Source organism: Pseudoalteromonas spongiae UST010723-006, assembly GCF_000238255.3.
GTDB lineage: Bacteria > Pseudomonadota > Gammaproteobacteria > Enterobacterales > Alteromonadaceae > Pseudoalteromonas > Pseudoalteromonas spongiae.
This window is the reverse complement of record NZ_CP011039.1, coordinates 2,758,087-2,784,799: the sequence shown is the minus strand read 5'-3', so window position 1 is coordinate 2,784,799 and position 26,713 is coordinate 2,758,087. Positions and strand designations below refer to the sequence as shown.

The 26,713-nt window shown below is 42.1% G+C and carries 16 protein-coding genes, 2 tRNA genes and 3 rRNA genes; 17 read left to right on the top strand and 4 right to left on the bottom strand.

All coding sequences use genetic code 11. The features are described 5' to 3' along the window. Positions 1–105 precede the first annotated feature (105 nt). A complete protein-coding gene (gene polA / locus PSPO_RS12820) occupies positions 106–2,844 on the top strand; it encodes a DNA polymerase I (RefSeq protein WP_010561644.1) in 2,739 nt (912 codons plus the stop codon). Positions 2,845–3,126: 282 nt separating this feature from the next. On the opposite strand, the gene yihA is transcribed toward polA, so the two are convergent. Further along, entirely contained in the window at positions 3,127–3,774 is a 648-nt protein-coding gene (yihA, locus tag PSPO_RS12815; RefSeq protein ID WP_010561645.1) for a ribosome biogenesis GTP-binding protein YihA/YsxC, read from the bottom strand. Positions 3,775–4,117: 343 nt separating this feature from the next. On the opposite strand from yihA, the gene PSPO_RS12810 reads away from it, so the two are divergent. The 5 genes from PSPO_RS12810 (at position 4,118) to hemN (ending at position 8,585) form a co-directional block, all read left to right on the top strand. Then, positions 4,118–4,750: a c-type cytochrome gene (locus PSPO_RS12810; RefSeq protein WP_010561646.1), complete on the top strand. Its 633-nt coding sequence runs from the start codon at positions 4,118–4,120 to the stop codon at positions 4,748–4,750. Between the two features lie 577 nt (positions 4,751–5,327). Further along, the gene (locus PSPO_RS12805) at positions 5,328–5,975 is read left to right on the top strand and encodes a class I SAM-dependent methyltransferase (protein WP_010561647.1); all 648 of its coding nucleotides are present in this window, start codon (positions 5,328–5,330) and stop codon (positions 5,973–5,975) included. Between the two features lie 36 nt (positions 5,976–6,011). Next, positions 6,012–6,593, top strand: a complete 582-nt coding sequence (yihI, locus tag PSPO_RS12800) for a Der GTPase-activating protein YihI (RefSeq protein ID WP_010561648.1) — start codon at positions 6,012–6,014, stop codon at positions 6,591–6,593. Further along, complete coding sequence (locus PSPO_RS12795) at positions 6,593–7,096, top strand: DUF2489 domain-containing protein (RefSeq protein WP_010561649.1); 504 nt, start codon at positions 6,593–6,595, stop codon at positions 7,094–7,096. The genes yihI and PSPO_RS12795 overlap by 1 nt, the downstream gene beginning before the upstream one ends. Positions 7,097–7,214: 118 nt before the next feature. Further along, positions 7,215–8,585 carry an oxygen-independent coproporphyrinogen III oxidase gene (gene hemN / locus PSPO_RS12790; protein WP_010561650.1) on the top strand — a complete coding sequence of 457 codons (1,371 nt, stop codon included), beginning with the start codon at positions 7,215–7,217 and terminating at the stop codon, positions 8,583–8,585. 4 nt (positions 8,586–8,589) lie between these two features. Here hemN and PSPO_RS12785 read toward each other — a convergent pair whose 3' ends face one another. From PSPO_RS12785 to PSPO_RS12775, 3 genes are all read right to left on the bottom strand, one after another. Beyond that, positions 8,590–9,081, bottom strand: a complete 492-nt coding sequence (locus PSPO_RS12785) for a DUF1285 domain-containing protein (protein ID WP_010561651.1) — start codon at positions 9,079–9,081, stop codon at positions 8,590–8,592. Between the two features lie 31 nt (positions 9,082–9,112). After that, positions 9,113–9,682, bottom strand: a complete 570-nt coding sequence (locus PSPO_RS12780; protein ID WP_010561652.1) for a YceI family protein — start codon at positions 9,680–9,682, stop codon at positions 9,113–9,115. A gap of 68 nt (positions 9,683–9,750) precedes the next feature. Further along, on the bottom strand, positions 9,751–10,218 hold the full coding sequence (locus tag PSPO_RS12775) for a DciA family protein (RefSeq protein WP_010561653.1): 468 nt from the start codon (positions 10,216–10,218) through the stop codon (positions 9,751–9,753). A 348-nt stretch (positions 10,219–10,566) separates the two neighbouring features. On the opposite strand from PSPO_RS12775, the gene secA reads away from it, so the two are divergent. The 11 genes from secA (at position 10,567) to PSPO_RS12720 (ending at position 26,690) form a co-directional block, all read left to right on the top strand. Continuing rightward, the gene (gene secA, locus PSPO_RS12770) at positions 10,567–13,278 is read left to right on the top strand and encodes a preprotein translocase subunit SecA (RefSeq protein ID WP_010561654.1); all 2,712 of its coding nucleotides are present in this window, start codon (positions 10,567–10,569) and stop codon (positions 13,276–13,278) included. A gap of 67 nt (positions 13,279–13,345) precedes the next feature. Then, positions 13,346–13,735 carry an 8-oxo-dGTP diphosphatase MutT gene (gene mutT, locus PSPO_RS12765; protein WP_010561655.1) on the top strand — a complete coding sequence of 130 codons (390 nt, stop codon included), beginning with the start codon at positions 13,346–13,348 and terminating at the stop codon, positions 13,733–13,735. Between the two features lie 143 nt (positions 13,736–13,878). After that, the gene (gene ggt / locus PSPO_RS12760) at positions 13,879–15,567 is read left to right on the top strand and encodes a gamma-glutamyltransferase (protein WP_010561656.1); all 1,689 of its coding nucleotides are present in this window, start codon (positions 13,879–13,881) and stop codon (positions 15,565–15,567) included. 203 nt (positions 15,568–15,770) lie between these two features. Then, positions 15,771–18,356: a family 20 glycosylhydrolase gene (locus tag PSPO_RS12755; protein ID WP_010561657.1), complete on the top strand. Its 2,586-nt coding sequence runs from the start codon at positions 15,771–15,773 to the stop codon at positions 18,354–18,356. 312 nt (positions 18,357–18,668) lie between these two features. Continuing rightward, positions 18,669–19,967: an N-acetylglucosamine MFS transporter NagP gene (nagP, locus tag PSPO_RS12750; RefSeq protein ID WP_010561658.1), complete on the top strand. Its 1,299-nt coding sequence runs from the start codon at positions 18,669–18,671 to the stop codon at positions 19,965–19,967. Positions 19,968–20,533: 566 nt separating this feature from the next. Continuing rightward, a 16S ribosomal RNA gene (locus PSPO_RS12745) occupies positions 20,534–22,066 on the top strand. A gap of 76 nt (positions 22,067–22,142) precedes the next feature. Continuing rightward, positions 22,143–22,219, top strand: a tRNA-Ile gene (locus tag PSPO_RS12740). Between the two features lie 45 nt (positions 22,220–22,264). After that, a tRNA-Ala gene (locus PSPO_RS12735) sits at positions 22,265–22,340 on the top strand. A gap of 277 nt (positions 22,341–22,617) precedes the next feature. After that, positions 22,618–25,498: ribosomal RNA gene (locus tag PSPO_RS12730) — 23S ribosomal RNA — on the top strand. A 123-nt stretch (positions 25,499–25,621) separates the two neighbouring features. After that, positions 25,622–25,736, top strand: a 5S ribosomal RNA gene (rrf, locus tag PSPO_RS12725). The 16S, 23S and 5S rRNA genes sit together here with 2 tRNA genes alongside, the layout of an rRNA operon. Positions 25,737–26,030: 294 nt before the next feature. Then, positions 26,031–26,690: a substrate-binding periplasmic protein gene (locus PSPO_RS12720; RefSeq protein WP_233430425.1), complete on the top strand. Its 660-nt coding sequence runs from the start codon at positions 26,031–26,033 to the stop codon at positions 26,688–26,690. Positions 26,691–26,713 lie beyond the last annotated feature (23 nt).

Genomic DNA, 26,713 nt, shown 5'->3' with positions numbered 1-26,713 from the left:
TGCACTGATTATTTCTGTTGTTTATAGAGCTGAATTCTCGTTTTCTTATCGGGGATATGGCATGCTATCGGCAATTTATGTTTAATCGTTTTAAGGCGAGTGCTAATGGCTCAGATCCCTGAAAATCCGTTAATCTTGGTTGATGGTTCATCATACTTATTCCGTGCTTACCATGCTCCACCACATCTAACTAACTCAAAAGGTGAGGCCACCGGTGCTATCTATGGTGTAATTAATATGCTTAAGAGTTTAGTTAAGCAGTATTCGCCAAGTCATATGGTAGTGATCTTTGACGCCAAAGGTCCAACTTTTCGCAATGATATGTATTCTGAATACAAGGCAAACCGCCCACCGATGCCTGATGATCTGCGCACTCAAATTGAGCCTATTCACAATATTATCAAGGCTATGGGTTTACCGCTTATTAGCATTCCGGGTGTTGAAGCCGATGATGTAATTGGCACATTAGCGAAACGCGCGTCAGAACAAAAACGTCATGTACTTATTAGTACAGGCGATAAAGATATGGCGCAGTTAGTTGATGAGCATGTAACACTTATCAACACCATGACTAATACGATTATGGACCCTGCTGGAGTTGTTGATAAATTTGGTATTGGTCCTGAGTTAATCATCGATTATCTCGCATTAATGGGCGATAAAGTCGATAACATTCCAGGTGTACCAGGTGTGGGCGAAAAAACGGCTCTTGCAATGCTGCAAGGACTCGGCTCTATTGATTCACTTTACGATAACTTAGACAAAATCGCAGATCTTGGTTTCCGTGGTTCAAAAACCATGTCGAAGAAACTAGAAGATAATAAAGAACAGCTTCGGCTTTCTTATGAGCTTGCAACGATTAAGTTGGATGTAGAAGTTGAGCAAAACTTGGATTCTTTCGAAGTTGCGGCGCCAAATACTGATGAATTGATCAAGCTTTATGGCGAGTGTGAATTTAAGCGTTGGTTAAGTGAATTACTTGATGGTGACACCGCACCTGCTGCGGAAGTTGAAGTGGCAACTAAACCTGTTGAAACAAATTACGAAACGATATTAACTGAAGCACAGTTAGATAGTTGGGTTGCTAAATTACAAGCAGCAGATCTTTTCGCATTTGATACTGAAACCACCAGTCTTGATTACATGCAAGCTGATCTAGTCGGTATGAGCTTTGCGGTAACAGAAGCGGAAGCAGCTTATTTGCCGCTTAAACATGATTATTTAGGTGCGCCAGCACAACTCAGTCACGAGCTAGTATTTGCTAAACTTGCGCCAATTTTAGCTGATGAAAATAAAGCAAAAGTAGGGCAAAACCTTAAATACGATAGGAGCGTATTAGCACGAGCGGGTATTGAACTTAATGGTATTCGTTTTGATACCATGCTTGAGTCTTACGTACTCAATAGTGTTGGTACTCGTCATGATATGGACTCACTTGCGCTAAAATATCTCGGCCATAAAAACATAAGTTTTGAAGAAATTGCAGGTAAAGGCAAAGCGCAGCTAACCTTCAATCAAATTGAGCTAGAAAAAGCGGCACCTTATGCGGCGGAAGATGCCGACATAACCTTGCGATTGCATAATACGCTTTGGCCAATGTTAGAAAAAGAGCCTGAGCTAGTGGATGTTTTCAATTCAATCGAATTGCCATTGGTAAATGTGTTATCAGATATGGAACGTACCGGTGTTCATATTGATAGCCAAATGTTGGCACAGCAAAGTGTTGAAATTGCAGCGCGTCTTGAAGAGCTAGAAAAAGAAGCGTATGAGATTGCAGAAGAGGAGTTCAACCTAAGCTCAACCAAGCAATTACAAGGTATTCTGTTTGAAAAACTTGGCTTACCAGTATTAAAGAAAACACCAAAAGGTGCGCCGTCGACAGCGGAAGAAGTGCTGCAAGAACTTGCTCACGATTATCCATTGCCTAAATTGATTATTGAACACCGTGGTTTAGCCAAGCTCAAATCAACGTATACTGATAAATTACCTAAAATGGTAGATGAAGTAACTCAGCGTGTGCATACTTCGTATCATCAAGCAGTTACCGCAACAGGTCGCTTAAGTTCAAGCGATCCTAACTTACAGAATATTCCAATTCGTAATGAAGCAGGTCGCCGAATTCGTCAGGCCTTTGTTGCGGCTCCTGGCAAATTAATAATGGCGGCTGACTACAGTCAAATTGAATTGCGTATTATGGCGCATTTATCGCAAGATAACGGCCTATTAAGTGCATTTGCTGAAGGTAAAGATGTTCACAGCGCAACGGCTGCGGAAGTATTTGGTGTACCACTTGAAACCGTTACATCTGATATGCGTCGTAAAGCTAAGGCTGTAAACTTCGGTCTAATTTACGGCATGAGTGCCTTTGGTTTGTCACGTCAACTAGATATCCCGCGTAATGAAGCACAACATTATATGGATACCTATTTTGAACGCTTCCCTGGTGTACTTGAGTATATGGAACGCACGCGTGAAGATGCCGCTGAAAAAGGTTACGTTAGTACCTTATTTGGTCGTCGTTTATATTTGCCAGATATTAAAGCGCGTAATGGTGCGCGTCGTAAAGCAGCTGAACGAGCGGCAATTAACGCGCCAATGCAGGGCACTGCTGCCGATATCATTAAGCGCGCAATGATCAATGTAGCTGGTTGGCTGAAAACGCAATCGTCAGATGATATTGAAATGATCATGCAAGTTCACGATGAATTGGTGTTTGAAATTAACGCAGATAAAGTGGACGAATTTAGCGATAAAATTTGTTCATTGATGAGTGAAGCAGCTCAGTTGGACGTACCATTATTAGTGGAAGCTGATTCAGGTGACAACTGGGAGCAGGCTCACTAGTTTGCGCATAAATTAACAACAATTTTAAGTAGCCAATATTTAATGTTGGCTATTTTTTTATGTTAAATTTAAGTTTGCTGAATTTTAGTGCAGATTGTTACATTTCTTTGCAATTTGTCGCGATATAACTTTATTTTGCAAATCTGCTTTGTTAAAGTGCGCGCCGTCCTATAAGGACATCCTGTTGATGATGTATCTCTTACGGGGTACAGCGTTTTAATAGCTTCTCCCCAGATTGCTATACCCGGTTGGTTTTTACCAACCGGTTTTTTCCCAAACGTTTTATTCTGGCTCGTCTGACTCTTGTTCTGGCGCTATCGCGTCAATTTCACCTAAGTACCAAACATCCAGTGTTTTTGCCAATTCCGGTAAACCAATGCCTTTTAATGATGAAAACGCGTGAACAGTAATTTTGTCACTGAGTTCTTTTAACTCGCGGCGAACTTTTAGCACTTCACTTTTACGCTTGCCTTGTTTCAGTTTGTCGGCTTTAGTAAGTAGCGCAAGAATCTCTAAATCACTTTCAACGGCCCAGTTAATAAGGTCCATATCAAGCTCTTTTAATGGATGACGAATATCCATTAAGACCACAATGCCTTTTAAACTTTCACGCTTTTGCAGGTATTCACCCAGTGATTTCTGCCACTTCTTTTTCATTTCAAGTGGTACTTTGGCAAAACCATAACCTGGTAAGTCGATGATGCGCATATCTTCACCCAGCGAGAAGGTGTTGATTAGCTGCGTACGACCTGGTGTTTTACTTGTGCGCGCAAGTTTTTGATCGGTTAATGTGTTTAGCGCACTTGATTTACCCGCATTAGAACGACCTGCAAACGCAACTTCAACACCCGAATCAGCAGGCAGTTTAGTGATGTCTGGTGCACTTGTAATAAAGCTCGCTTTTGAATATTGAACCCGTGACTTTAGCAAGGTTAGCTCCTTAAAACGCTTTCTTAAGATTAAAGGCGAATCCCTATTTTCAGAGATTTTTGCTACACTGCCTTTAACATATCTTTTATTTCTGGGCGCGTATTTTATACTAACAATAGCCAAATAAGTAATGCTTTGTCTTTTTTAATGGGCCAAATTAACCTTGAGAAAGATCAAAGAAATGCGCCTTTACGGAGTTTTTTAGTAAAAACCCCTATATTTTATATGTTTTATCAAGGCACAAGAGGTGTCAGATAAAATTTAATCGTGTAGAATATGGCTACTTTAGCTGGTATTCATTCCTGCTTGTCAGGTTTTAACAGGGTCGAAACAGAGAAATAGCATGAAAAAAATAGCTTTATCTTTAATGATGGTTGCTGGTGCGTTCAGCGTCAATCAAGCTGCTGCTTTTGAGGGCGATATAGAAGCTGGTAAAACAAAAGCTGCGACATGTGTTGCTTGTCACGGTGTAGATGGAAACAAACCTCTTCCTAATCACCCTAAACTTGCAGGTCAGCACGCTCAATACTTATTTAAGCAATTAAAAGAGTTTAAATTAGGTATGACATCAGGCGGTGCAGAAGGTCGTATGGACCCTGTAATGAGTGGTATGGCTATGCCACTATCAGAGCAAGATATGCGCGATATCGCGGCTTACTTTTCAAGTCTTAACATGGAACCAGGTAGCACTCCAGAAGAAGTGGTTGAGCTAGGTGGTAAACTATACAAAGCAGGTGATGCGGAACGTGGTATTCCGGCATGTGCAGCATGTCACGGTCCTCGTGGTAACGGTACATCATTAGCGGGCTTCCCGAAAGTATCATTCCAAAATGCTGATTACGTAAAAGCGCAACTTGAGAAATTCCGCTCAGGTGATCGCAATAATGACCTAAATGGTATGATGCGCGATTTAGCGAAAAAGCTAACAGATAAGGACATTGAACTACTTTCTAAGTATGTTTCAGGTCTTCACTAATAACACTTATATTTTATAGGTGATGAAAAAAGCAGCGCAAGCTGCTTTTTTTATACCTTAGTCTGTGAGATATTTCTCACAATCATGGTAGGATAATGACTAATGTTAACTGTAAGTTAATTCGCTATTTTGTCACTAGATATGGCTTAAGTGTCTGTTTTTTATTGTTAACACGATTTTTAAAGAAATCTTTTTTTATTTATTTTAGTTAAATTAGTTGTAACAAATTTATTAACAAGTAAATTATTCACCTGTCGCAAGGGACAAAAATAACAGGGAAAGCAGTAAAATACGGAAGTGCAGCGACAATTATGTGCGTAGGGGAAAGTAACCATAGGTTACATTAATGGACTGCTAAGAAAGCGTCAGGAAGACCGAAAATAAAAAAAGCACGGATGAAAATAATAAAAATACGGATAGTAAAATAATAATAAAATTAGACTCGTTGGTTAAAACAGTCGAAGGGAGAAGTGTCATAAGACACTCAGATTAGTAAGCGGCAGAGATTCTCTGTCGCTTTTTTATTTGTCGCAATAAAATTGCTATGATTACGGCAAATAAATTTCACGTTTAAACCATGTCTGAACCTTGTCCATTATGTTTGCATTCTAAAAGCACCTTTTACAGCGAAGACAAACGCAGAGCTTACTATCAATGTGAGTTATGTCAGTTAGTATTTGTTGCGCGCAGCCAGTTAATTTCACTCGAGCAAGAAAAACAAATCTACGATAGTCATGAAAATGATGTAAATGACACGGGCTATCAGAAATTTCTGAGCCGCGCTTTAGCGCCTTTGCTGCCAGAATTAGCAGAAGCTAGTCAGGGTCTCGATTTTGGTTGTGGACCGGGTCCTGCACTTGCCAAAATGCTCACAGAGAAAGGTCATGCTACCGCGCTTTACGATATCTTCTATTATCCAAACACTGAGGTGTTAAATCGTCAATACGACTTTGTAACCTGTACTGAGGTAATTGAACATTTAGCCAATCCAAACGAAGTGTGGGCGCAACTACTGAACTTATTAAAGCCAAATGGCGTATTAGTTGTGATGACAAAGCTCGTCATCGACCAAGCCCGATTTAAAAATTGGCATTACAAAAATGATATTACGCATATCAATTTTTTTTCGCGGGCCACGTTTGATTATTTAGCACAGCACCATGGCTTATCACTGGCATATCATGGTGATGACGTGATGCTATTTAAACAGTCAGCAATAGTGTAAAATAAGCTTAGTTTTGTAAAAATTTTAGATTTAATTATGACCAGAAAGAAAAAGTCACGCAAAATCGGTACCGGTGGCAATGGAAGCTTCCGCCTTAGCAAAGAGAAACTTGCCGAACTACGCGCTTTGAAAGAGCAGCGTGTTAAAAAGCGTACTGGTAATAAAGCGGGTACGCGCAACGCACAAGATGCTTTAAATGAGCAGCAAGGTGCGGGTAAGCAACGCAAAGACAGCCGTTTAGGTAGTAAAAAGCCTGTTAGTCTTGTGCCTGAAGCAGAGGTTACTCAGCAACAGCCAGAGTTTAAGCGTCATCTACAGCCGCAAGTAGAGTTACGTAAAGTCGGTGAGCCTCAGCTAACACCAGAGCAAGAGCTTGAGCAAATTGAAAACGATCAAAAGCTAATGTCGTTACTTGAGCGTCAAAATGCAGGTGAAGTGTTAGTAGGAAAAGACATCAAATACTTAAACGCGAAGGTAGAGCGTCACCAAGCACTTTGCGACTTGTTAGGTATTGATGATGAAGATGAGTTTGACGATGAAGACATGCTTGACCAATTTATGTCGAACGATCTTGCCGATGAATGGTTAAGTGATGATGACGAGGAGGAGCTTAAGTAGTGAATGCTATTTGGGTTATCGCCATTATTATTGCCGCTGCTATTGTTGCAGGGTTAGCTTTTTACGCTGGTAAGTTGTTATTTCAACTGAAAGTACAAAAAGAAAAGCAACAAGCGCAAATTGAAAAGTTAAAAGTTAAAGCGGCTGAGCGCAATGCAAAAATTGCCGACAGCATTAACTTGATTGCACGCGCGATGAAAGAGAAGCAGTGTGAATATTCAGAAGGATGTTTACGTATTTGGGTGTTGATGTCGCAGTATCAATTCTCTGAAACAGTGGATCTTGAAACGGAATATCAGCACGTTTTCAAAATGTATGATGTGGTAAAGGAAATGCCGACCCACGATGCGCGTAAGAAATACAGTAAGAAAGAAGTCTTCCAAATGGATAGCAAGCGTTGGCGTGCTGAAAAAGAGCTTGAAGAAGGCATTTTGGCCGAAGCCGCTAAGCTAGAAGCTTACTTCCCAGCTGATCCGAATACCAAACACGTATTCGCTAATTAGCCACCTTATCTAATCTGTAAATAAAGCCAGCACTTGCTGGCTTTATTGTTTTGGATCAAAGCCGGTTTCTCGTTCCTTTTGTACACTTGCTAAACCTTAATATTGTTAGGTTTCAGTCGTGCAAAATTTCGTTGAATGGGATAACTCCCTTATAAAAAAATACAATGTGTCAGGTCCTCGTTATACTTCGTATCCAACGGCGTTGTCGTTTGAGCCTGGCTTTTCTGTTGATTCGGTAACACAGGCGATCGCCAAAAGCGATAATACGCGCTTGTCGCTGTATATTCATGTACCGTTTTGTCACCAGCTATGCTATTACTGCGGCTGTAATAAAATAATTACTCGCCACCAACATAAAGCAGATGTGTATTTAGACTTTTTAGAGCAAGAAGCAAAAGCACAAGCAACTCTTTATAAAGATTACAAAATCGAGCAGTTACATTTAGGTGGTGGTACACCCACGTTTTTAACAAAAGAACAAATGAGCCGTTTAATGGCGATTGTTAAAACGTATTTTAACTTTTCAGACCAAGTGCAAGCTGGAATTGAAATTGACCCACGCTCTTTACCTGAAGATATGCTTAGTCATTTACGCTCGCTAGGTTTTAATCGTGTGTCTTTTGGTATTCAAGATTTTAATGATGATGTGCAAAAGGCTGTAAACCGTGAACAATGTGCTGATAACGTTGCAAACTTAGTTACTGAAGCGCGCGCACTGGGTTTTTCTTCAGTGAATGCCGATATGATTTACGGCTTACCATTGCAAACGCCAGAGAGCTTCCAAGAAAGCATGGCGCGTTTAATAGCCCTGTCGCCTGATCGTGTTTCGGTATTTAACTATGCCCATTTACCTGATCGTTTTGCTGCACAGCGCAAAATTAAAGATGAGCAATTACCTAGCCCAGAGCATAAGCTAACAATGTTTAAAAACACCTTGGCGCAAATGGTTGAGGCTGGATACGTTAATATCGGCATGGATCATTTTGCCAAAAGCACGGATTCGTTGGCGATTGCGCAGCAACAAGGTAAATTGCATCGTAACTTCCAAGGCTACACCACACACGGTGAGTGTGACTTATTGGGTTTAGGTGCATCCTCTATTTCGCAAGTAGGCGATAGCATTTTCCAAAACCCGAAAGATTTGAAAGATTATTATCAAACCGTTGAAACGGCGGGCGTACCTGTTGTTAAAGGCCTAACGTTAACCACAGATGATAAAATTCGCGCATTTGTGATTAAAGAAATTATTTGTCACTTTAAGTTGAATTTCGCAGATGTTGAGCGCAAGTTTTCGATTAATTTTGCAGATTATTTTGCAGAAGAATTATCAGGTCTTTCGTGTTTTGCTGAAGATGGCATGATCTCATTAAACGATGAACAGCTTGTGGTTGAAAATAAAGGGCGTTTGTTTATTCGTAATATTTGTATGACGTTTGATGCGTACTTAAAACAACAAGCAAAGCTAACACGCTTCTCGCGAGTGATTTAAAAGTTTAACCAATAAAGAAGTCTTGGCCGCCAGAGCAAATAGCAAAGCGGCCTTTTTTTTGCTCTGAGATTTCAGCCCATTGATAAAATACGTTTCGTGATACTTTCGCCATTACACCATGATGTAAATGCAGGTAAGGCACGTCACCATTTATCTCTAAGGTGTGATTTTCACCAAGTACATACTCTCTTGCTAGGTTATCGCAGCAAACAATAAAGCCGTCTTTTTGATACCAATGCGTAATTAGAAAAGGCGCATCCTCTACCTGAATGCGCATTTTCTCAACGGGTGTTTTTAAATAGTAGTGGCCTTGCTCTTTGGTTAGTACTTTTGCAAACAGTTTTACCAAATTAATGCGATTGATTTTACTTTCTTGGAAATACCAATCGCCATTGCGTTTGATAGTGATATCAATATCGCCACAACTTTCTGGCTGCCATGTTTCAAATGGCGCAATACTGGTTTCAATTTGTTGTGTTAATTCTGCAAGGTTCATTTTTGAACAAGGCCTATGTTTGCCGCAAAAATTACTTAGCGAAATGCAATACGAAAGTCACAGGAACAGCACGCGCGATATTGGGTAGGCCAGCTACTTTTTGCAGCGCTGCTACGCCTGTGTCTAGATTAAAGTCACTGGCATTAATTACAACAGGTGTCATTGCGCTGACAAGTAAATCATCTTGGCTAGTACGGGCAACAAATACTTCGATTGAAAGCGTTTTTTCAATGCCATTTAGCGACAACGTAGCAGGTACTGAAAATACATGTGTCGGTGCGTTTTTCATTGCGGCAAGTTCTTTGCTTACATCGGCGCTTAACGTTAGTGTTGGAAATGCTTTAGTATTGAATAGCATGCTTTGCATACGTTCATTGCGAATTGGGATATTAGTTTCAACAGACGTTAGGTCAATTTCTAGAGATAATTTACCGTCGTCAGCAATCGTGCCAGATAATGTTTTAAAGTGGTGTACTTCACCGATTGTGTCTTTTTTTACCGAGACAAAGCTGAGTTTTGAACTGTCGTTTTGTAGTTGCCACGCTGCAAGCGAACTAAAGCTTGTTGCTAGTAAAGCGATTGAAAAAAGTGATCTAAGCATAACGCATACCTAAGTTAGTAATAAAAATAATTGCGATTCTATAGTAACTTAACTATCGCTAAATTCCATTACCTATCTGCGAGCTTAGCGAGTTTTTCGAGTTTTAATCTTAGAGAATCCGGTGCGTGCTGAGCAACTTCAAGCAGCGATTGCTGTGCACTTTTTGTCAGGCGTTTCTTTTCTTGGCTTTGTTGCTGTTGTTGGTTTGCTTGTAGGCTTTTTGCGCTGCGTGGCGATGTTTGAATTTTAATCTGGCACAACTCAGGCAAACCAAGGCGTCTAAAGTCACTGAGTAAGCTCATTTTCATATAGTTTAGGCGCATTGCAACTGCTGCAGATTGGGCGTTTAACACTAAGGTGCCATCTTGATAGTTTGCTATGGTGCACTTTTGTAGCATATTTTGATCAAGTATTTGTTCAAGCAAATTTTGTAATTGCTTGTTTTCTTGATTCTTATTTGAAAACTGCTGCAGCCGATTAGGAAGGTTAGTCAGTACATCCCCTAGCGGTTTAGGTGCAAACCTGTTTTTAGCCATGGTTAGATACCTCTTTTTTATTATTGTATTGGGCAAGAATAGTTACAGCAAGTAAAAAGCTGTAAATAAAGCAGAACAAAGGGCAAATTAAACTTGGCTCACTGTGATTAAACGAATAAAATATCGCCCTTGAATTTGGCAGTTTTGTCTCAATATATAGAAAAATATAGTTGTATCACACAAGGCTATATTGCTAGTTATCTCAAATAATGCAATTTCACTATTGTTAACGAGCCAGGTTTGGTCGGGTTAACTAGCAATATCGGTGCTCTGCTGATACTGTACGCACAATTAATTTGAAAAGTGGCATGGGTTTTGTCACTAAACTAAGGTTGTAACGGTTTTATCATGATAGCTAACTTACTTACCAAGATATTTGGTAGTCGCAATGATCGAATAATTAAAAACTTACGAAAAACGGTCGCGCAAATTAATGGATTAGAACAGCAATACGAAGGGCTGTCGGATGAAGAACTAAAAGCGAAAACAGCTGAGTTTCGTAAGCGTTATGATAATGGTGAAACCTTAGATTCATTTCTAGCTGAAGCATTTGCAGTTGTACGTGAAGCATCAAAGCGTGTTTATGGTATGCGCCATTTCGATGTACAGCTGATTGGTGGTATGGTTTTACACCAAGGTAAAATCTCTGAAATGCGTACTGGTGAAGGTAAAACCCTTACAGCAACTTTACCAGCATACTTACATGGTTTAACAGGCAAAGGCGTTCACGTTATTACGGTGAATGACTACCTTGCAAAACGTGATGCGGAAACAAACCGCGCACTTTTTGAATTCTTAGGTCTGACTGTTGGTTGTAACGTACCGGGCATGATGCCGCAGCAAAAGAAAGTAGCTTATGCTGCTGACATTACTTACGGTACAAACAACGAATTCGGTTTTGACTACTTACGTGACAATATGGCGTTTACACCAGATGAACGTGTACAACGTCCTTTATACTACGCCGTAGTGGATGAAGTTGACTCAATCTTAATTGATGAAGCGCGTACGCCACTGATTATTTCTGGTCCTGCGGAAGACAGTTCTGAACTTTATCAGCAAATTGATAAGCTAGTTCCAAGCCTAGAGCAGCAAGAAAAAGAAGATGAAGAAGGCGTTGAAGGTGATGGCGATTTCACGATTGATGAAAAAGCGAAACAAGTACACCTTACAGAGCGTGGCCAAGTACGTGTTGAAGAGCTACTTACCGAGCTAGGTTTAATTGATGAAGGTGATTCGCTTTATTCTGCTAATAACATCACATTATTAAGCCACGTATATGCAGCACTTCGTGCGCACAAGCTTTATCAAAAAGACGTTGATTACGTAGTAAAAGATGGCGATGTAATCATTGTTGATGAGCACACAGGCCGTACTATGGAAGGCCGTCGTTGGTCTGAAGGTTTACACCAAGCTGTTGAAGCAAAAGAAGGCGTAAATATTCAAAATGAGAACCAAACACTAGCATCAATCACGTTCCAGAATTACTTCCGTTTATATGATGTACTTGCTGGTATGACAGGTACAGCTGATACAGAAGCATTTGAGTTCCAGTCAATTTACGGTTTAGAAACCGTTGTTATTCCAACTAACAAGCCGATGATCCGTGATGATCGTGCGGATTTAGTTTATTTAACACAAGAAGAAAAGTACGAAGCAATTTTAGCGGACATTCGCGACTGCCAAGAGCGTGGTCAGCCTGTGCTTGTGGGTACTATTTCAATCGAAAGCTCTGAATACTTATCGCAGTTTTTACGCAAAGAGAAAATTAAGCACAACGTACTAAATGCAAAGTTCCACCAACAAGAAGCTGAAATTGTTGCCAATGCTGGCCTTGCAGGCGCGGTAACTATTGCTACTAACATGGCGGGTCGTGGTACCGATATCGTGTTAGGTGGTAACTGGAAGTTGGAAGTTGAACAACTTGAAAACCCATCTGATGAGCAAATTGCAAAGATTAAAGAAGAATGGCAAAAACGCCATGATGCAGTACTAGAAGCAGGTGGTTTACACATTATTGCTACTGAGCGTCATGAATCACGTCGTATTGATAACCAGTTACGTGGTCGTTCTGGTCGTCAAGGTGATGCGGGTTCAAGTCGTTTCTACCTATCAATGGAAGATGCGCTGATGCGTATTTTCGCTGGCGAACGCATGATGAACATGATGCGTAAACTCGGTATGCAACGTGGTGAAGCAATTGAGCACCCGTGGGTAAACCGTGCAATTGAAAATGCACAGCGTAAAGTTGAAGCGCGTAACTTTGATATTCGTAAGCAACTACTTGAGTACGATGATGTAGCAAACGATCAACGTCGTGTTGTTTACACACAGCGTAATGAATTGCTTGAAGAAGGCGATATTTCAGAAACAATCACAGCAATTCGCTCGGATGTATTAAACGGTATTATCGATCAGTACATTCCACCACAATCACTTGCTGATATGTGGGATGTCGCAGGTCTTGAAGAGCGTTTACGTGCCGATTTCCTAGTTGAAATGCCAATCCAGCAATGGCTTGATGAAGACAATAAACTTTACGAAGAAAAGCTTCGTGAGCGTATTGAAGAAGGTGTTACAGCGGCTTACAAACATAAAGAAGATCAAGTGGGTGCAGATGTGCTGCGTCACTTTGAAAAAGCGATTATGTTACAAACACTTGACCAACATTGGAAAGATCACCTTGCTGCGATGGATCACTTACGTCAAGGTATTGGTCTACGCGGTTATGCGCAGAAGAATCCAAAGCAAGAGTACAAGCGTGAATCATTCGAGCTGTTTTCTGATATGTTAGAAGCACTTAAAGTGGAAGTGGTTAGCATTCTTGCAAAAGTACAAGTGCGTGCTGAAGAAGATGTTGAAGCGGTTGAAGAGCGTCGTCGTCAGCAAGCTGAAAATACACCTAAGCAATATCAACATGAAGAAGCCGAGCATGTAGGTGGTGAAACACCAGAAGGTGCAGCGGTTACTGTACGCAACGATGCAAAAGTTGGCCGTAACGAGCCATGTCCATGTGGTTCGGGTAAAAAATACAAACAGTGTCATGGTAAATTGAGTTAATTTACCAGACACCTTTAAAAAAGCGGCATTTGATGTCGCTTTTTTTATGATTAAAAGTGAGTGGAAAATGAAAAAACAAGTACATGTTGCAGTGGGTGTAATTAAAAAAGATGACTTAATTTTTATTGCTAAACGTCACGAGTTACAACATCAAGGCGGAAAATGGGAATTCCCAGGCGGTAAAGTGGAAGCGGGTGAAACAGTGACGCAAGCACTGGCAAGAGAATTAAACGAAGAAATCGGCATTGACGTACAATCATCAACGCCATTTTTAGAAATTCATCATGATTACCCAGATAAATCAGTGCACCTTGATATTCACTTAGTAGAAGAGTTTGATGGGCAAGCGAGACACCTTGAAGGGCAAGATCATAAATGGGTGGCCATTAGTGATTTAAATAATTACGAGTTCCCAGCTGCCAATGTAGTGATTATCGAAAAGCTGCAATCCAACTAGTCCCCAACTTGGTAGCAAAGCATCTACGACTTTGCTACCAACCTGCATTTTATCTACAGATCTTCTCTACTTACCTCGAATTATTGTTTCCTGTTCAGAAAAAGCGCTATGTTAGCTATAACCAGAACAACAGGATAAAAATAATGAAATGGCTTAAACCCTCTCTACTGATTATCAGTTTGGCAATACCATCAATCGCCAGTGCTTACGATCGCATTACAGGTGAAATGTTTGCCAGTCGCTCCGAAGTATTTGCTGAAAATGGCATGGCTGCAACGTCACAACCGCTAGCAACGCAAGTTGCGCTCGATATTTTAAAAAAAGGTGGCAGTGCTGTAGATGCCGCGATTGCTGCAAATGCAGTATTGGGATTAGTTGAGCCAACAGGTTGCGGTATTGGTGGTGATTTATATGCCATTGTGTGGCAACAAAAAGAGCAAAAGCTGCACGGACTTAATGCATCTGGACGTTCGCCGGCAACGTTAACGCTAGATACATTAAAAGCACAAGGCGACAAAATCCCAAGTTATGGCCCTTTGCCAGTTTCGGTGCCAGGTGCGGTCGACGGTTGGTTTGAACTGCACAACAAATTTGGCAAATTACCAATGACAGAGTTATTAGCACCAGCAATTCACTATGCTGAAAAAGGCTTTCCAGTATCAGAGCTAATTGCTTATTACCTCGATAAAAGTGTTTCTGTACGTGGAAAGTACCTAGGCTTTAAAGAAGTCTTTATGCCAAATGGCCGTATGCCGGAAAAAGGTGAAATTTTTAAGAACCCTGCACTTGCACAAACTTACCGTGAAATTGCTAAAGGCGGTCGCGATGCATTTTATAAAGGTAAGATCGCAAAAGAAATCGACCGTTATATGAAAGCTAATGGTGGTTATTTGAGTTATGACGATTTAGCATCGCATAAAAGTAACTGGGTAGAACCAGTAAGTACTAACTATCGCGGTTATGATTTATGGGAGCTGCCGCCCAATGGTCAAGGTATTGCTGCACTGCAAATTTTAAATATTCTTGAAGACTATGATATTGCAAGTATGGGTTTTGATAGCCCTGAGTATGTTCACACTTTTGTGGAGGCTAAAAAATTAGCTTTTGCAGACCGCGCTAAATACTACGCTGACTCATCATTTAATGACATTCCAGTAAAACAATTAATTAGTAAAGAATACGCCGCAAAGCGTCGCAAGCTTATTGATGCAAATAAAGCGAGCAAGCAAGTGGATGCTGGGCCAGTTGAAGGCGATACCATTTATTTAACCACTGCTGATAAAAATGGCAACATGGTATCACTTATTCAAAGTAACTATCGCGGTATGGGTTCTGGCATGACGCCAGAAAAGTTAGGGTTTGTGTTGCAAAATCGTGGCGAGCTATTTGCCCTTGAAGAAGGCCACTTCAACGTTTATGCACCTAAAAAACGCCCCTTTCACACCATTATCCCTGCCTTTGTCACCAAAGATGGCAAACCGTATATCAGTTTTGGTGTGATGGGCGGTGCAACACAGCCGCAAATGCATGCGCAAATTCTAATTAATATGATTGATTTTGGTATGAACCTGCAAGAAGCGGGAGATGCACCACGCATTTTACATACGGGTTCATCGCAGCCAACTGGTGAAGTTATGTCAAATGGTGGCTATGTCAGCTTGGAAGCAGGGTTTTCGGAAAAAACAAAACGTGAGCTTGTGAAAAAAGGGCACACACTTCAACATGCGGTTGGCCCTTACGGTGGTTATCAAGCCATTATGAAGCAGCTTTCAAATGGGGTTTATGTTGGCGCATCGGAAACACGCAAGGACGGAATAGCTGCAGGCTATTAATATTTTCAAGATGTTAGAGGTGTTTTGTGATGCCTCTAACATGCTGATTTTTAATTGTTTCAGATAAAATTAAGGTTTTTTTTAAACTGTTTTGATAGCGCTGTCATTAAATAGTCATTATGATTCCTAATAACAAAAACTAAAATTAACGCTTTCGCTGTCTAATGTTAGAAAGCACACAATAAACAAGTAAAGGAAGTCTTATGCATTTGAGAAAAACCATACTTGCTACAGCTTTATTAGCAACGCCTCTGTTTGCTAATGCCAAGCTATCGCAATCCGACATTAAACAATTTGCAGCCCAAGCGGATCTTAAATTTGGTGTCGTTGATAACTTTCATGATAATGACGGTGGCTACATTGGAAAAATCCAACTTAAAAACACTTCAAAAGTTGCACTACCAAAAGGCGAAAGTAACTGGCAGCTGTACTTTCACAGTATTCGTAAAGTAAAAACCCCCGAAGTAAAAGGTATCGCGATTGAGCATGTAAATGGTGATTTGCATCGTTTAGTGCCAACGAAATCATTTGCCGGTTTAGCCGTGGGTGAAACATTAGCGCTTGAGTATGAAGCAGCAGCTTATATTGTGTCTTATTCAGATGTGATGCCACGTGCGTTTATTTCACTCGATAATAAAGACGCAGAAGTATTTGCTAGTACAGATACTGAAGACCTAAAACAGTTTGTACTGCCAATTGTTGAAGAGCGCCAATTAAAGAAATTTAACACGCCAAAAGATTTAAGTGTGATTGCTGATGCACAGAACCGTCATGCACTTAATATCAAAAACGAAAAATATACACCAAGCCAAGAAGACGCTTTAAAGCGTATTATTCCAAAGCCGCTTGATGTTGACTTCTCTCGTGGCGAAGTAACGCTTTCGTCAGATTGGGTTGTAAGCTATCAAGGCAGCTTAAAGCAAGAAGTAAACGTACTGCTTGATGATTTATCAAAATTATATGGCCTTAAATTAGAAGCGAATGCAGACCATATCTCTGTAGGTAAAAAGCCGCATTTATCTCTAAAAGTAGATAATGCAATTCAAAATGGTGACGCCGAAAGTTATCACTTAGAAATTGATAAAAACAAAATTACGGTTGTTGGTAGTGATAATGCAGGTGTTTTTTATGGTTTGCAGTCATTATTGGCACTTTTCCCAGCGGACGCCAACGGTAGCGTTGAATTACCACGTGTAGAAATTAAAGATTCGCCACGTTTTAGTTACCGCGGTATGCATTATGACAATGCACGTAACTTCCATGGTAAAGATGCAATGTTCAAGTTGGTTGAGCAAATGGCAAAATATAAGCTCAATACATTACATTGGCACTTTTCTGATGATGAAGGCTGGCGTTTAGAGATCCCATCGTTACCTGAGCTTGCAGAAATTGGTGGTGTGCGTTGTTTTGATTTATCTGAAGATTCTTGCTTACTGACTCAGTTAGGTACAGGTCCACATAAAGATGGTTCAGGTAATGGTTATTTAACAAAAGATGATTTTGTTGAATTATTAAAATTTGCCGCGGCACGTCATATTAAGATCATTCCAGAGGTAGAGTCGCCAGGTCATGCCCGTGCATCGATTAAAGCGATGGAAGCGCGTTACCGTAAATTGATGAAAGCAGGCGACGAAGTGGGTGCGAAAGCATACTTACTGAGTGACCCTGAAGATAAGTCAAAATACATTACAGTTCAGAATTACACAGATAATTCTATTAATGCGTGTATGGACTCAAGTTATAACTTTATGGAGAAGGTGACGTACGAGCTTCAACAAATGTATCGTGAAGCAGGTGTACGTTTAGAAAATCTGCATTTTGGTGGCGATGAAGTGGGCGCCGGTTCTTGGACTAATTCACCAGCGTGTCAAAAAATGTTTGAAGAGGCTGGTAATGGGGTTGCAGGTCCTGCCGACCTTAAGCCTTACTTTACCCAGCGCGTAGCAAAAATGCTTGCTAAACGTGGTATTGCACCGGGTGCATGGGAAGACGGCTTAATGTATGACCGCGTGAATACATTTAACCGTGAAGAATTCCCTAACCCAGTATTTACAGCGAATGCTTGGGATAACATTTGGGAGTGGGGGGTTGCTGACCGTGCTTACCGTTTAGCAAACAATGACTATCAAGTTGTTTTATCGCATGGCACACATCTTTACTTTGACCACCCGTATGAAGCTCATCCAGAAGAACGTGGCTATTATTGGGCAACGCGCTTTATCAGTAATGAAAAAGCATTTGGTTATATGCCAGACAATGTATATGCAAATGCTGACTTCACCCGCACTGGTGAAGCTATCAAAAACCTAGAAGACTTAGTAGGGCGTCCATTACCTCAGCTTGAAAAGCCTGAAAACATTTTAGGTATGCAAGGTCAGGTATGGTCTGAAACTATCCGTACTGAAGATCAAGTATTAGCTATGTTGTTCCCACGCGTGTTAGCAGTAGCTGAACGTGCATGGTATAAAGCGCCATGGGAAGGTGAAAAGCCGGATGCACAAAAGCGTGCAAAAGATTGGATGACTTTCTCAGCGGCACTTGGCACGAAAGAATTAGCAAAATTAGCCAAGTCTGGTGTTAAAGCAAATCTTGATGTACCAGGCGGTGAAGTCAATAAGGGTACTCTAACTACCAGTGTTGCAACAGCTTACTTAGATGTTGAATACAGTGTTGACCAAGGTAAATCATGGCAAACATACCAGCAACCAGTTAACGTAGGTGATACACAAGTGTGGTTAAGGAGTTCATTAAATGACCAAATTAAGAGTCGTATAACCACAATTAATTAACTAATTGTTATTAAAACTAAAGGGAGCATTTGCTCCCTTTTTGTTCTAATTATTTCAAAATTCAAACTGGCAATATTTATTCAATTGCATTAAAGTAAAATGACAGCGCTATCATTTTTATGGCTTAGGGGAAGCGCTAACTTCCATAAATTGCCGTATTCAAAGTGATTAGCGTTAATAATAAAACCAAGAAATAAACTGATTGCGTTAACTATTTATATAGTGCGTCTGAAAGATGAGGCTACTTAACGCAATTGGTATTTTCATAGCGTAAAGCTATGACATAAGATTAACTGCAACAAGAAGAAGTTTATGGAAGCAACAGTGGAAAACGAACAAAATTCCCAGCAAAGCATCATTTTACCAATGGTACTAGCTGGCTCTATGTTTTTTATACTAGGTTGTATTACCTGGTTAAACGGTGCAATAACACCTTTCTTACAACAAATGCTTGAGCTGTCGCCGCTGCAAGCTTCATTTATCATTTCATCTTTCTATATTGCAGTAACCATTGCGGGTATTCCATCGGCAATGTTAATTAAGAAAGTTGGTTATAAGAATGGCATGGCAATTGGCTGTGCGATTATGGCGAGTTCTGCGCTGTTGTATATTCCAGCAGCGAAATTGCAAATGATTGAAATTTTCTTATTTGCTCAATTGCTCATTGGTGTCGGTCAAACTGTATTACAAACGGCAGTTAACCCTTATGTTGTGAAAATGGGTTCAGAAAAGTCAGCAGCAGTGCGTGTTTGCATCATGGGTTTACTAAATAAGTTTGCAGGTGTTGTTGTTCCTATTGTATTCGCTATGGTAACGGTTGCAGCAGTTGCAGGTGAAGGGGAAGTACTTTCACAAGCGCAAAAAGATGCAATGGCAAATAGCTTAGTTGCACCTTATATAGCTATCGCAGGATTAATCTTAGCGTTTGCTGCATTCGCAAAATTCTCACCACTTCCTGATTTAGTATTTGAAGATGAAAATCCAAATGCAAAAGGTGAAGTGCGTGAAGCACTCAGCCACCCTCATTTAGTATTAGGTGTAATTGGTATCGCACTTTATGTAGCAGTAGAAGTAATCGCTGCAGATACCATCGGTTCATACGCACTCGCGATTGGCGTAGCTGATTACTCAATGATGACATCGTACACCATGGCATGCATGTTAGTGGGTTATGCAATTGGTATTGCGCTTATTCCTAAATACATGTCTCAACAAAATGCATTGGTGATGTCTGGTATCGCAGGTTTAATTACCGTTGCCGCTGTTGTATTTGGAAGTAACGAATCTACCGCTATCTCAAACGTACTACTTGTGCCATTTGGTGGTCCTGAATTACCTGATCCATTAGTGTGTATCGCATTACTTGGTTTTGCTAATGCAATGGTGTGGCCTGCAATCTGGCCGCTGGCATTAAGTGGTTTAGGCCGTTTAACAGGTACAGCATCAGGTTTACTTATTATGGGTATTGCTGGTGGTGCATTAGGTCCGTTACTAATAGGTTTAGGTAACGTAGCGGGTTTAGGTGCTCAAGGTGCATACGCATTAATGGTGCCTAGCTATCTATACATTCTATTCTACGCATTAAAAGGTCATAAAATGCGTAGTTGGTAATAACCACTTTTTAATTAGTATTACACTCCCGTAAAACGCCAAACCTAAGTTTGGCGTTTTTTTATGCGCAAATGTAGCTCCTAAGTTAACGAAATAGTGCTTTTGAATATTAAATAATCAAACGATCAAAAAAGATCGTTTTTTTATAAAAAAGGGGTTGATCTGATTTTCGATCTGCCTATAATGCGCATCCACCGACACGGAGCACGGCAACAACAAACGCTGAGTTAAGTGGAGGAAAGTCAAACGGAAAGTTACTTTGAAAAATAATTAACTTTCTAGTTGACTTTAAAAGTGAAGCGGTTAATATAGCGCTCCACTTCGCAGTAAGAAATGCTGCACTGTTCTTTAAAAATTTAAGCAATCATCTGTGTGGGCACTCGTACAGATTAAGTTCTAACATACGCTTTTAAAGCGTAACAAAATTTAGACTTAATTGAACTGAGTGACCAACGGAATAAAGAAATTTATTCAGCACAGTCAATTCGATATTTCATCTCTTGTAGATGGGAAATCAAAATCAAAATCAGAATTCATTGAGTCGGACTTATGTCCAAAACACTTTATAATTGAAGAGTTTGATCATGGCTCAGATTGAACGCTGGCGGCAGGCCTAACACATGCAAGTCGAGCGGTAACATTTCTAGCTTGCTAGAAGATGACGAGCGGCGGACGGGTGAGTAATGCTTGGGAACATGCCTTTAGGTGGGGGACAACCATTGGAAACGATGGCTAATACCGCATAATGTCTACGGACCAAAGGGGGCTTCGGCTCTCGCCTTTAGATTGGCCCAAGTGGGATTAGGTAGTTGGTGAGGTAATGGCTCACCAAGCCGACGATCCCTAGCTGGTTTGAGAGGATGATCAGCCACACTGGAACTGAGACACGGTCCAGACTCCTACGGGAGGCAGCAGTGGGGAATATTGCACAATGGGCGCAAGCCTGATGCAGCCATGCCGCGTGTGTGAAGAAGGCCTTCGGGTTGTAAAGCACTTTCAGTTGTGAGGAAAGGTTAGTAGTTAATACCTGCTAGCTGTGACGTTAGCAACAGAAGAAGCACCGGCTAACTCCGTGCCAGCAGCCGCGGTAATACGGAGGGTGCGAGCGTTAATCGGAATTACTGGGCGTAAAGCGTACGCAGGCGGTTTGTTAAGCGAGATGTGAAAGCCCCGGGCTCAACCTGGGAACTGCATTTCGAACTGGCAAACTAGAGTGTGATAGAGGGTGGTAGAATTTCAGGTGTAGCGGTGAAATGCGTAGAGATCTGAAGGAATACCGATGGCGAAGGCAGCCACCTGGGTCAACACTGACGCTCATGTACGAAAGCGTGGGGAGCAAACGGGATTAGATACCCCGGTAGTCCACGCCGTAAACGATGTCTACTAGGAGTTCGGTTTTTCGGAACTGTCTTCCAAAGCTAACGCATTAAGTAGACCGCCTGGGGAGTACGGCCGCAAGGTTAAAACTCAAATGAATTGACGGGGGCCCGCACAAGCGGTGGAGCATGTGGTTTAATTCGATGCAACGCGAAGAACCTTACCTACACTTGACATCCAGAGAACTTACTAGAGATAGTTTGGTGCCTTCGGGAACTCTGAGACAGGTGCTGCATGGCTGTCGTCAGCTCGTGTTGTGAGATGTTGGGTTAAGTCCCGCAACGAGCGCAACCCCTATCCTTAGTTGCCAGCGATTCGGTCGGGAACTCTAAGGAGACTGCCGGTGATAAACCGGAGGAAGGTGGGGACGACGTCAAGTCATCATGGCCCTTACGTGTAGGGCTACACACGTGCTACAATGGCGCATACAGAGTGCTGCGAACTCGCGAGAGTAAGCGAATCACTTAAAGTGCGTCGTAGTCCGGATTGGAGTCTGCAACTCGACTCCATGAAGTCGGAATCGCTAGTAATCGCGAATCAGAATGTCGCGGTGAATACGTTCCCGGGCCTTGTACACACCGCCCGTCACACCATGGGAGTGGGTTGCTCCAGAAGTAGGTAGCTTAACCTTAGGGAGGGCGCTTACCACGGAGTGATTCATGACTGGGGTGAAGTCGTAACAAGGTAGCCCTAGGGGAACCTGGGGCTGGATCACCTCCTTATACGATTTAGAACTTTTTGTTCGAAGTGTCCACACAGATGATTGTTAAATGATTGAGAACAACAATAATTGATTATGGGTCTGTAGCTCAGCTGGTTAGAGCGCACGCCTGATAAGCGTGAGGTCGGTAGTTCAAGTCTACTCAGACCCACCACTTTCTCCTCCCAGATTAAGTGGCAACATAATCAAATTATATAGTGGGGCTATAGCTCAGCTGGGAGAGCGCCTGCCTTGCACGCAGGAGGTCAGCAGTTCGATCCTGCTTAGCTCCACCACTTTCTCTCTTCTCAAACCTAAATAAACTAACATCACAGTATGTTTAGTTTTGAGAAGTAATTCTCGATTGCTCTTTAAAAATTTGGAAAGCTGACAAACTTTAAATTAAGTACTTACTTAGTAAGTGCATTATTTAATTTAGAGTTCTCAAAATAAAGTAAAGAAAATATGCCGCATTAATTAATTTTAATGTTGGTATCTACTTTAGTATTCAATATTTAACTTCTGGCGGAGTTAAAAACTGTCTTTAGCAATACAAACCATTTTGGGTTGTATGGTTAAGTGACTAAGCGTATACGGTGGATGCCTTGGCAGTTGGAGGCGATGAAGGACGTATTAACTTGCGATAAGCCTAGTCAAGCTAGTAAAAAGCGCTTGAGACTAGGATTTCCGAATGGGGAAACCCACCACTTTGTGGTATCACTTACTGAATACATAGGTAAGTGAGGCGAACCGGGAGAACTGAAACATCTAAGTACCCCGAGGAAAAGAAATCAACCGAGATTCCGAAAGTAGCGGCGAGCGAAATCGGATTAGCCCTTAAGCTGTAATGTAGTTAGTGGAACATTCTGGAAAGTTTGACGATACAGGGTGATAGTCCCGTACACGAAAACTTATTTACAGTGAAATCGAGTAGGTCGGAGCACGTGAAACTTTGACTGAATATGGGGGGACCATCCTCCAAGGCTAAATACTCCCAACTGACCGATAGTGAACCAGTACCGTGAGGGAAAGGCGAAAAGAACCCCTGTGAGGGGAGTGAAATAGAACCTGAAACCGTATACGTACAAGCAGTAGGAGCAGATTCGTTCTGTGACTGCGTACCTTTTGTATAATGGGTCAGCGACTTATATTCAGTAGCGAGGTTAACCATTTAGGGGAGCCGTAGTGAAAGCGAGCGTTAACTGCGCGTTTAGTTGCTGGGTATAGACCCGAAACCCGGTGATCTAGCCATGGGCAGGTTGAAGGTCAGGTAACACTGACTGGAGGACCGAACCGACTATCGTTGAAAAGCTAGCGGATGACCTGTGGCTAGGAGTGAAAGGCTAATCAAACCGGGAGATAGCTGGTTCTCCCCGAAATCTATTTAGGTAGAGCCTCGGACGAATACTATTGGGGGTAGAGCACTGTTAAGGCTAGGGGGTCATCCCGACTTACCAACCCTTTGCAAACTCCGAATACCAATAAGTAATATCCGGGAGACACACGGCGGGTGCTAACGTCCGTCGTGGAGAGGGAAACAACCCAGACCGCCAGCTAAGGTCCCAAAGTGTATGTTAAGTGGGAAACGATGTGGAAAGGCCCAGACAGCCAGGAGGTTGGCTTAGAAGCAGCCATCCTTTAAAGAAAGCGTAATAGCTCACTGGTCGAGTCGGTCTGCGCGGAAGATGTAACGGGGCTAAACATACCACCGAAGCTGCGGCTGCGAATTTATTCGCGGGGTAGGGGAGCGTTCTGTAAGCTGTTGAAGGTGTACCGGGAGGTATGCTGGAGGTATCAGAAGTGCGAATGCTGACATGAGTAACGATAAAGCGGGTGAAAAACCCGCTCGCCGGAAGACCAAGGGTTCCTATCCCATGCTAATCAGGGTAGGGTGAGTCGACCCCTAAGGCGAGGCCGAAAGGCGTAGTCGATGGGAAACGGGTTAATATTCCCGTACTTGGAATAATTGCGATGGGGGGACGGAGCAGGCTAAACAAGCATGGCGTTGGTTGTCCATGTGAAAGTATGTAGGCTGGAAACTTAGGCAAATCCGGGTTTCTAAGGCTGAGATACGAGACGACACTCTACGGAGTGGAAGTTGTTGATGCCATACTTCCAGGAAAAGCCTCTAAGCTTCAGATTATTTCGAATCGTACCCCAAACCGACACAGGTGGTCAGGTAGAGAATACTAAGGCGCTTGAGAGAACTCGGGTGAAGGAACTAGGCAAAATTGTACCGTAACTTCGGGAGAAGGTACGCTCCTATCTGTGATGAGACTTGCTCTCTAAGCGGACGGGAGTCGCAGTGACTAGGTGGCTGGGACTGTTTATTAAAAACACAGCACTCTGCAAATTCGAAAGAAGACGTATAGGGTGTGACACCTGCCCGGTGCCGGAAGGTTAATTGATGGGGTTAGCTTCGGCGAAGCTCTTGATCGAAGCCCCGGTAAACGGCGGCCGTAACTATAACGGTCCTAAGGTAGCGAAATTCCTTGTCGGGTAAGTTCCGACCTGCACGAATGGTGTAACCATGGCCACGCTGTCTCCACCCGAGACTCAGTGAAATTGAAATCGCAGTGAAGATGCTGTGTACCCGCGGCTAGACGGAAAGACCCCGTGAACCTTTACTACAGCTTGGCACTGAACATTGACCCTACATGTGTAGGATAGGTGGGAGGCTTTGAAGCACAGTCGCTAGATTGTGTGGAGCCGTCCTTGAAATACCACCCTTGTAGTGTTGATGTTCTAACATAGGCCCCTGAATCGGGGTTGTGGACAGTGCCTGGTGGGTAGTTTGACTGGGGCGGTCTCCTCCCAAAGAGTAACGGAGGAGCACGAAGGTTTGCTAAGTACGGTCGGACATCGTACGGTTAGTGTAATGGTAGAAGCAAGCTTAACTGCGAGACAGACACGTCGAGCAGGTACGAAAGTAGGTCATAGTGATCCGGTGGTTCTGAATGGAAGGGCCATCGCTCAACGGATAAAAGGTACTCCGGGGATAACAGGCTGATACCGCCCAAGAGTTCATATCGACGGCGGTGTTTGGCACCTCGATGTCGGCTCATCACATCCTGGGGCTGAAGTCGGTCCCAAGGGTATGGCTGTTCGCCATTTAAAGTGGTACGCGAGCTGGGTTTAGAACGTCGTGAGACAGTTCGGTCCCTATCTGCCGTGGGCGTTTGAGAATTGAGAGGGGCTGCTCCTAGTACGAGAGGACCGGAGTGGACGAACCGCTGGTGTTCGGGTTGTGATGCCAATTGCATTGCCCGGTAGCTACGTTCGGAATCGATAACCGCTGAAAGCATCTAAGCGGGAAGCGAGCCTCGAGATGAGTTCTCACTTTAACTTGAGTTAACTGAAGGGCCGTTGAAGACTACAACGTTGATAGGCAGGATGTGGAAGTGGTGTGAGCCATTAAGCTAACCTGTACTAATTACCCGTGAGGCTTAACCATACAACGCCAAAGTGGTTTATAACCCGCAGAAGTTGAATAGATTAAGATACTAAAGTAGACATTTACTTAAAAAAAGCTTTCCAGATTTAGATTTAAGACAAGCTCTTAAGTCAACCAGATTTGCTTGGTGACTATAGCGTTTTGGAACCACCTGACCCCATGCCGAACTCAGAAGTGAAACGAAACAGCGTCGATGATAGTGTGGGTTCGCCCATGTGAAAGTAGAACATCGCCAAGCTCCTAATTAAAAGAAAGCCTCAACATTATGTTGAGGCTTTTTTGCATTTGAACTCCAGAAAAGATAGGGCGAACGCCCCTGTGCCTCTCCACCGCTGTGGGCACTTGAACATCGCCAAGCTCCTAATTAAGTGAAAAGCCCGCTCATTGAGCGGGCTTTTTGCGTTTTGAGGATTTCACTTCATACTTAAGCATCTAACCGAACATAATAATTTATTTATAATTCTGTATGCTAAAAGCTCTATCACTCCTTTTATTAGTTTGTTCATTTACATTAACTGCACAGCAAGTTGTTGTGTTAAGCAGTGAAGGGCCTCCGCATACAATCAATGATGCTCAAAATAGTGGGATTGACCTAGATGTAGTGAAAGCGGTTTTAACGCGTCTAGGTTACGATGTGAAGTTTCATTTTGTGCCATTAGGGCGTGCTGAGTCATTAGTTAAATCTGGTGCGTACGTAGCTATGGCGCCTATTTTTGCGACAAGTGATGAAGAGCGGTTTTACGTTTCTCATCCGATTGTTAAGTATGCGCCGACGGTATTTTCATTAAAAAAGAATAAACTAACACCGCTATATTTAAATGATTTGAAAGGTCATTCGATTATTACTTTTCAAGGTGCTCCAGGTTATTTCGGTAAAGAATTTGAATTGCTTAGTGAGCAAAATAACTATTTTGAATCACCGAGCATGAAGGTGATCCCTGAGTTAATTAGAAAGGGGCGTTATGACTATGCTGTGCTGGATAAGTATATTTTCTATTACTTTTATCGCTTCGTTGATAAACAGAGAGATCTTTCTTTATTTAAAGAGCATGCGTTGATCCCATCGGTAACTGCAAGTGCTGGGTTTTCGGATAAGTCGCTGCGCGATAAGTTTAATCGAGAATTAGCCACCTTTTTGCTTGATGACGGTTATCGTAAGGTTGTGGAAAAGTATCTTGGTAAGTTGGAGTAAATGACGAAGCGCGCAACGCACTC

Excerpts from the sequence above, each read along its gene's own strand:
- polA (WP_010561644.1), top strand. The coding sequence starts at position 106 with ATGGCTCAGATCCCTGAAAATCCGTTAATCTTGGTTGATGGTTCATCA.
- PSPO_RS12810 (WP_010561646.1), top strand. The coding sequence starts at position 4,118 with ATGAAAAAAATAGCTTTATCTTTAATGATGGTTGCTGGTGCGTTCAGC.
- PSPO_RS12805 (WP_010561647.1), top strand. The coding sequence starts at position 5,328 with ATGTCTGAACCTTGTCCATTATGTTTGCATTCTAAAAGCACCTTTTAC.
- yihI (WP_010561648.1), top strand. The coding sequence starts at position 6,012 with ATGACCAGAAAGAAAAAGTCACGCAAAATCGGTACCGGTGGCAATGGA.
- PSPO_RS12785 (WP_010561651.1), bottom strand. The coding sequence starts at position 9,081 with ATGAACCTTGCAGAATTAACACAACAAATTGAAACCAGTATTGCGCCA.
- PSPO_RS12780 (WP_010561652.1), bottom strand. The coding sequence starts at position 9,682 with ATGCTTAGATCACTTTTTTCAATCGCTTTACTAGCAACAAGCTTTAGT.
- PSPO_RS12775 (WP_010561653.1), bottom strand. The coding sequence starts at position 10,218 with ATGGCTAAAAACAGGTTTGCACCTAAACCGCTAGGGGATGTACTGACT.
- secA (WP_010561654.1), top strand. The coding sequence starts at position 10,567 with ATGATAGCTAACTTACTTACCAAGATATTTGGTAGTCGCAATGATCGA.
- mutT (WP_010561655.1), top strand. The coding sequence starts at position 13,346 with ATGAAAAAACAAGTACATGTTGCAGTGGGTGTAATTAAAAAAGATGAC.
- ggt (WP_010561656.1), top strand. The coding sequence starts at position 13,879 with ATGAAATGGCTTAAACCCTCTCTACTGATTATCAGTTTGGCAATACCA.
- PSPO_RS12755 (WP_010561657.1), top strand. The coding sequence starts at position 15,771 with ATGCATTTGAGAAAAACCATACTTGCTACAGCTTTATTAGCAACGCCT.
- nagP (WP_010561658.1), top strand. The coding sequence starts at position 18,669 with ATGGAAGCAACAGTGGAAAACGAACAAAATTCCCAGCAAAGCATCATT.